The following is a 5,082-nucleotide window of genomic DNA, read 5'->3' on the forward strand; positions in this document are numbered from 1 at the left end:
ATATATGACATTTGTGTCCAGGACCATTTTGCAGCAGCCCATTCCCTGAGGGGCTATGACGGCAACTGCTCAAATCTTCACGGCCATAACTGGGTTGTCGAAGCGCACATACGATGCACCAAACTCAACCAGCTGGGCATGGGCATAGATTTCAGGGATGTTAAAAGTGTGGTCAAGGATGTTTTAAGCAAACTGGATCACACCAACCTGAATGAGGTTGCCGAATTCGGAGCCATCAATCCCACGGCTGAAAATCTGGCCAAATTTCTTTACTCGGAATTGTCCAGGCGTCTGAACACCGAATTCATCAAGGTCAAAAAAATCATGGTATTTGAAAGTCCGGGCTGCGGATCATCCTACCAGGAGATATAAGTGTCCCTGGACATCTGCGAGATTTTTTACAGCCTGCAGGGCGAATCCACCCGGGCAGGCCTTGCCTGCGTGTTTGTCCGGCTGTCCGGGTGCAACCTGTCCTGTTCCTGGTGCGACACGACGTATGCAGAAGTACAATCCACTCCCATGGGCATAAACCAGATCGTGGACCAGGTGATGGCCTTTGGCTGTCCCATGGTTGAAATTACCGGTGGAGAGCCCTTGATTCAGGCCCAGACGCCTGCACTGATATCCCTACTTCTGGAAAAAGGATTTCAGGTGCTGCTGGAAACCAATGGAAGCCAAAGCATTGCGTCCGTGGATCCCGCCTGTATCCGCATCATGGATGTCAAGTGCCCCTTATCCGGTGAAGCCGGATCATTTCTTTTCGACAACTTCAATCACATGACAGACTGTGATGAAATCAAATTTGTGGTGGGATCAAGGCAGGACTATGACTATGCCGCATCCGTCATTCAGACGCGCCTTATGGACCATCCCAGAGAGAAGATCCACATCTGTCCGGTTTTTGGCCGGATTGACCTTGCGGACCTGGCCGCATGGATACTTAAAGACAGGCTGGGTGCAAGACTGTCCCTTCAACAACACAAACTCATCTGGGATCCGGATTTAAGAGGCGTATAACCCATGACAAAAAAAGCTGTTGTTCTTTCATCAGGCGGCATTGACTCCACCACTGCCATGGCCATTGCCAGGGACAGGGGGTACAATATTTACAGTTTAAGCTTCAGGTACGGCCAGCGCCACAGCGTGGAGTTGGAATGCGCAAAGAAAGTGGCCCGTCACCTGGGAACCATTGACCATAAAATCGTGGACATTGACCTGCGCCAGTTCGGTGGCTCTGCGCTCACCGGCGACATTGCCGTGCCCAAACACGAAGATGTGTCGCAGATTGATAAAACCCGGATTCCTGTCACCTATGTACCAGCCAGAAACACCATCTTTTTATCCTATGCCATGGCCTGGGCCGAGGTGCTCAGGGCCGAAGCCATTTTCATCGGTGTCACAGCCGTGGATTATTCAGGATACCCGGACTGCAGGCCAAAGTTTATAGAAGCCTTCCAGATCATGGCCAACCTGGCCACAAAAACCGGGGTGACAAATGAGACGGTTTTAACCATTGAAACCCCTTTGATCCACATGTCAAAATCCGAAATAATCACCACCGGACATGGTTTGGGCGTGGACTACAGCCTGACCATCTCCTGCTATGATCCGGACGATCAAGGCCGTTCCTGCGGCAGATGCGACTCCTGCCTGCACCGCAAAAAAGGATTTGCCGAATCCGGTATCCCTGATCCGACCCCCTACATCAGAGAGCCGCCACAACCTGGAAACGGCGGAAAGTTATTTTCATAAAAGATGATCAAAGCGCTTGGTCCCAGGGTATCGGCTTAGATGAAAAGAGCTTTCCTCCATACCGGCACTCTTTTTTTTGACCCCGAAGACAGGATATACAGGGATCATTTCCCGGGAAAGCCCGTGGTTCCTGGAAGCTTGATTATTCACGCCTTTCTCCGGCTCCATGGGGTTTTGGCGTATCCAGGAAATCCGGTTCAAGCCGAAAATTTCAGGTTCAAACACTTTGTCTCCCCCGGAGCGTACCAATATGAAATGACAAAAAATGATAAGGTGATCAGGTGCAGGCTTTTTGATAAAAGCCGGGTGCTTGTTACCGGGACTCTTGTCTTATGAATCTTAACTTTGCTGGAAAAAATGTGTTGATAACCGGCGGCAGCTGCGGGATCGCCCTTGCGCTTGCCCCCCTTTTGATCAGTGAGGATCTTTTCCCCATCCTGACATTCAGGAACAGTAAAGGAGAAAAGAAAATAAAAGAGAGCCTCTCTGGGTGGAAGGGCCGATATGACACCACCTTCCTTGACTTTGGCCTGCCTGGAAAGATGGGGGATATTTTTTCAGAAAGAACCGACATCAACTATATGGTGGATTTGGCCCAGGGGGATTACGAGACTCTGGTGGCTTCGGCAAATCCAGAGACGCTCTCCCAGTATATGGCCGAGAATATTGCAGCCCGGGCCCAATTGGTTCGCCTGGTCTCCCGTTCCATGGTCAGAAAACGTTTCGGCAGGATGATTTTTGTTTCCTCTGTTGCGGCAGGCATGCCGGGAAAGGGACAGGGGCTGTATGCATCGTCAAAGCTTGCGGCCGAGGGGATTTACAGGAATGTCGGGCTTGAACTTGCCGCAAGGGGGATCACCACCATAAGTCTCAGGCCAGGATATGTGGCGTCGGGACGGGGAGACAAATTTATTGAAAAGAATCGGCCAACGCTGTTAAAGAAGATTCCCGGAGCCTGTTTTATTTCAGAGGCAACGCTTGCCAAGACCCTGGTTTTCTTTTTGTCTGACACGGGCATTGCCTTTAACGGGGTGAATCTTACCATGGACGGCGGTATGAGCTGCGGAAAATAAGGAGTATTGCAAATGAGTACCTTTGAAAAAGTCAGGGAGATCCTGGCGGAGATTTTAGATTTTGATAAAGAGGAGATTTTTCCGGACAGTTACCTTATGCGGGAGCTTACTGCGGAATCCATTGATCTTCTGGAGGTGGCCCTGGAACTTTCTTTAAAATTTCAGATCGAGGTTCAGGACGATGATATTTTCCTGAGAAAGCTGCGGAGCATCATCTTGGATGCAGGGGAAAACGGCCTGAACCCTGTACTTGAAATTGTGGAAAAACTTCCCCACCTTAAGCAGGAACGCGTGGAAGAGATGCTGGATGAGTTAAATGAGGGACCGGTCCTGAAGGTTCGGGATATTGTTTCCTATGTGGACTATTTATGCTGATGACCACAGACTTTGACTCTTTGGTGGCGGCCAGGAGAAGCATCAGAAAATATACCGGTGAGAAGGTTCCCGAATCCCATATCCTGGATATGGTGGCCTCGGCCGGAAATGCCCCTTCTCCATCCAACAGCCAGCCGGTGAGATATCTTCACATGGTTTCTTCTGAATTACGCCAGGGGATTTTCAAAAATATGGAAACAGGATACCGGAATATGCTGGTCCAGGCGAAGTCCCTGGAAAAACCCCGGAAAGCCATCAACATTTTGAATCACTATTGGCGTTACTCCCGGTTCATGTTCCATGCACCGGCCCTGTTTGCCGTGGGTGTGGAAACACAAGGAGACAGTTTTTCCGCAAGATTGAACCGTGCGGGACTCATGGGGGGTAAAGCGCTTGAAACCATGGGATGCGATATCTCTTTGGGACTTTCTCTCCAGTTATTTATGTTAAAAGCGGTGGCGCTTGGCCTGGGAACCTGTATCTTGACTGCACCCCTCCATTTCCTTAAGAGAGAGAACGCCATCCCCGGGAGTGAAAATCTGTTGATTCGATGCTTTTTAACTGCGGGATTCCCGGATGAATATCCGGTTGCCCCGGAACGAAAACAACCCATGGAGATCTATAGGAAGGTTTAGATGAAACCGCGTGTCGTAATTACCGGGTCCGCTTTTTTCTCACCCCTGGGGAACAGCGGAAAGGAGGTGATCTCTGCCATGGTGGAGAACAGGACCGCTTTTAAAAGGGCAGACTTTGACCTTGATCTGGTGGTTGCACAGGTGCCGGATTTTAACCTGAAAACCAATACCGGAAGATATAAAAACGCCCGTTATCTCAACCGGGGAGCCGCCCTTGGTGTGGCTGCAGCCCTCAGGGCCGTCAAAGGCTCCGGCCTGTCCGGTAATATGCTTGAAAATGCGGGGCTCTTCACCGGTGCGGGTCCAAACCTTGACCGGGAAGCGCGTTCCGCGCTCTGGATTCTGAAATTTCTCCCGAATACAGCTGCTGCAGCCATTGCAGATCTTGTGGGTATCCACGGAGAAAGCTTCACCATAAGCACTGCCTGCGCCACCACGCTTCAGGTGGTGGGGGAGGCGTTTCAAAAAATCAGGAACGGCAATCTTGATCTGGCCCTGGCAGGGGGAGGCGACAGCCGGATCAATCCGGGAGCTGCCCTGGCATACAAGATGGCCGGAGCCCTTTGTACGGAAAAGGGAGATCCAGCCAAGGTTTATCGTCCCTTTGATCTTGACCGCAAGGGGTTTGTCATGGGTGAGGGGGGCGGATTTGTGATTCTTGAATCCCTGGATCATGCAAAAAAAAGGGGTGCCGATATTCTGGCAGAGGTTGCAGGGGCCGGCGCATCCATGGACGGTGGAAACATGACAGCCCCGGAGTCCTCCGGGATCTGGATGGAAAAGGCCGTACAAAAGGCCCTTACACAGGCAGAACTCCCATTTGATAAGATTGATGTGGTCTCCACTCACGGCACGGGAACCCAACTCAATGATGCAATGGAGACGGCCCTTATGGAACGGATGTTTGCCCAAAAATCCCCGCAGATCATAGCATTGAAATCCTGGATCGGCCATCTTTCCACGGCCTGCGGAGTGGTGGAACTTGCAATTGGTCTCTGCCTTATGAAAAAGGGGATTCTTCCCGCCGTAAGAAATCTAAAAAATCCATCCTCCCCCTATCTGAACTTCACCGCAGAGAACCGGGAAACTTTTTTTAATACCCTGCTTCTCCAGAATTTCGGGTTTGGCGGTCAAAACGCTGCCCTGGTGGTTAAAAAATGGAGAGACTAGATATCAATACCCAGATGGACGGTTTTCATCTTCTGACTTCAGTGACAGATCTTGATCCGGGGATGATTGGGGGAACG

General features: G+C 50.7%; 9 protein-coding genes. 8 read left to right on the forward strand and 1 reads right to left on the reverse strand.

All coding sequences use genetic code 11. The annotated features are described in order from the left end of the window. From queD to queC, 3 genes are all read left to right on the forward strand, one after another. The coding region (queD, locus tag AB7U36_RS18100; protein ID WP_428161067.1) for a 6-carboxytetrahydropterin synthase QueD at positions 1-372 on the forward strand (372 nt) is incomplete at its 5' end. Further along, positions 373-1,017 carry a 7-carboxy-7-deazaguanine synthase QueE gene (locus AB7U36_RS18105; RefSeq protein ID WP_428161068.1) on the forward strand — a complete coding sequence of 215 codons (645 nt, stop codon included), beginning with the start codon at positions 373-375 and terminating at the stop codon, positions 1,015-1,017. It abuts the gene before it with no gap. A 3-nt stretch (positions 1,018-1,020) separates the two neighbouring features. After that, on the forward strand, positions 1,021-1,752 hold the full coding sequence (gene queC, locus AB7U36_RS18110; RefSeq protein WP_428161069.1) for a 7-cyano-7-deazaguanine synthase QueC: 732 nt from the start codon (positions 1,021-1,023) through the stop codon (positions 1,750-1,752). Here the strand turns inward: queC and AB7U36_RS18115 are convergent. Then, positions 1,747-1,977, reverse strand: coding sequence for a hypothetical protein (locus AB7U36_RS18115; RefSeq protein ID WP_428161075.1), 231 nt, complete (start codon positions 1,975-1,977; stop codon positions 1,747-1,749). The two genes, queC and AB7U36_RS18115, sit on opposite strands and share 6 nt — an antisense overlap. Between AB7U36_RS18115 and AB7U36_RS18120 the strand changes: the two genes are divergently transcribed. Genes AB7U36_RS18120 through AB7U36_RS18140 form a run of 5 tightly spaced genes read left to right on the forward strand, consistent with a single transcriptional unit; the run spans position 1,876 to position 5,005 of the window. After that, positions 1,876-2,088 carry a hypothetical protein gene (locus AB7U36_RS18120; protein ID WP_428161074.1) on the forward strand — a complete coding sequence of 71 codons (213 nt, stop codon included), beginning with the start codon at positions 1,876-1,878 and terminating at the stop codon, positions 2,086-2,088. The two genes, AB7U36_RS18115 and AB7U36_RS18120, sit on opposite strands and share 102 nt — an antisense overlap. 23 nt (positions 2,089-2,111) lie before the next feature. Next, positions 2,112-2,825, forward strand: coding sequence for an SDR family NAD(P)-dependent oxidoreductase (locus AB7U36_RS18125; RefSeq protein ID WP_428161070.1), 714 nt, complete (start codon positions 2,112-2,114; stop codon positions 2,823-2,825). 12 nt (positions 2,826-2,837) lie between these two features. Continuing rightward, positions 2,838-3,200, forward strand: a complete 363-nt coding sequence (locus AB7U36_RS18130; protein ID WP_428161071.1) for a phosphopantetheine-binding protein — start codon at positions 2,838-2,840, stop codon at positions 3,198-3,200. After that, positions 3,194-3,835, forward strand: a complete 642-nt coding sequence (locus AB7U36_RS18135) for a nitroreductase family protein (RefSeq protein ID WP_428161072.1) — start codon at positions 3,194-3,196, stop codon at positions 3,833-3,835. The genes AB7U36_RS18130 and AB7U36_RS18135 overlap by 7 nt, the downstream gene beginning before the upstream one ends. Then, entirely contained in the window at positions 3,836-5,005 is a 1,170-nt protein-coding gene (locus AB7U36_RS18140; protein WP_428161073.1) for a beta-ketoacyl-[acyl-carrier-protein] synthase family protein, read from the forward strand. Positions 5,006-5,082: the final 77 nt, after the last annotated feature.

It is taken from the genome of Desulfobacter sp. (assembly GCF_050177295.1).

Bases quoted from the DNA above. Each gene is read 5' to 3' on its own strand.
- queC (WP_428161069.1), top strand. From the start codon at position 1,021: ATGACAAAAAAAGCTGTTGTTCTTTCATCAGGCGGCATTGACTCCACC.
- AB7U36_RS18130 (WP_428161071.1), top strand. From the start codon at position 2,838: ATGAGTACCTTTGAAAAAGTCAGGGAGATCCTGGCGGAGATTTTAGAT.
- AB7U36_RS18140 (WP_428161073.1), top strand. From the start codon at position 3,836: ATGAAACCGCGTGTCGTAATTACCGGGTCCGCTTTTTTCTCACCCCTG.
- AB7U36_RS18135 (WP_428161072.1), top strand. From the start codon at position 3,194: ATGCTGATGACCACAGACTTTGACTCTTTGGTGGCGGCCAGGAGAAGC.